Source organism: Limnofasciculus baicalensis BBK-W-15, assembly GCF_024178385.1.
GTDB classification, from domain to species: domain Bacteria; phylum Cyanobacteriota; class Cyanobacteriia; order Cyanobacteriales; family Coleofasciculaceae; genus Limnofasciculus; species Limnofasciculus baicalensis.
Genome location: NZ_JAMZMM010000722.1, coordinates 1 through 1,261, shown reverse-complemented (window position 1 = coordinate 1,261; position 1,261 = coordinate 1). Strand labels below are relative to the sequence as shown.

Annotated in this window: 1 protein-coding gene; it reads left to right on the top strand. The window is 47.1% G+C overall.

Going from position 1 to position 1,261, the window contains the following annotated elements:
- The first annotated feature begins 83 nt into the window (after positions 1 to 83).
- Positions 84 to 1,067, top strand: coding sequence for an alpha-ketoacid dehydrogenase subunit beta (locus tag NJ959_RS29735; RefSeq protein WP_254015365.1), 984 nt, complete (start codon positions 84 to 86; stop codon positions 1,065 to 1,067).
- The last annotated feature ends 194 nt before the right edge of the window (positions 1,068 to 1,261 follow it).

Sequence of the window (1,261 nt, the reverse complement as noted above, 5' to 3'; positions counted from 1 at the left end):
GCCCCACTCCCTCCTCCCCAAATAAGATCCCAGATGGCTTGAGCAATGTTACGATGGCATTTGCCGCATCTGGTGAGTTATTGATGGCAGACACATTATTTTTTAACGCTTTGCGCCAAGCCATTGATGAAGAAATGGCACGGGATGAAACTGTATTCGTTCTTGGTGAAGACGTGGGGCAGTACGGAGGCTCCTACAAAGTCACCAAAGACTTGTACGAAAAATACGGCGAATTGCGGGTTCTCGATACCCCAATCGCCGAAAACAGCTTCACTGGTTTAGCAGTCGGTGCAGCGATGACTGGATTGCGTCCGATTATTGAAGGGATGAATATGGGCTTTTTGCTCCTCGCCTTCAACCAAATTGCCAATAATGCGGGGATGCTGCGGTATACTTCCGGCGGGAACTTCAAAATTCCCATGGTAATTCGCGGACCAGGTGGAGTTGGCCGTCAACTTGGTGCTGAACATTCTCAGCGTCTGGAAGCCTATTTTCAAGCTGTCCCCGGTTTAAAAATTGTCGCTTGCTCGACTCCCTATAATGCTAAGGGTTTGCTCAAATCTGCCATCCGCGACGAGAATCCGGTATTGTTCTTTGAACATGTCCTGCTTTACAACTTAAAAGAAAATCTGCCAGAGACGGAGTACCTAGTGCCTCTGGATAAAGCAGAAGTAGTCCGACGTGGGAAAGATGTGACTATTCTCACTTATTCCCGGATGCGTCACCATGTGATGCAAGCTGCCAAGCAATTGGAAAAAGAGGGATACGATCCAGAGGTGATCGATCTAATTTCCCTCAAACCTTTAGATTTTGAAACCATCGGTGCATCGATTCGCAAAACCCACCGAGTAATTGTGGTGGAAGAATGTATGAAAACGGGTGGGATTGGGGCAGAAGTGACTGCATCTATTAACGATCGCTTATTTGATGAACTGGATGCTCCGGTATTACGCCTATCATCTCAGGATATTCCTACTCCTTACAACGGTACGCTGGAAAACCTGACTATCGTCCAACCACAGCAAATTGCTGAGGCGGTGAAAAAAATGATGGCGTTGCGGATATAAGGTTGTTAGTTGTTAGTTGTTGGTTGTTAGTTGTAGAAGAGGCTTCTCGCCTGTGACAGTTACTACCCCTGGTTGTTAGTTATTTATCAAACAAGCAACAACTGTGACAGGCAAGACACCTAGGGAGAATCCCGAGAAAGGAAGAAATGCAGGTTGTATTCTTTCTCCCCCCTTTGACAAGGGGGGCTGGGGGG

Coding starts and splice junctions, on each gene's coding strand:
- NJ959_RS29735 (WP_254015365.1), top strand. CDS start 84: ATGGCAGACACATTATTTTTTAACGCTTTGCGCCAAGCCATTGATGAA.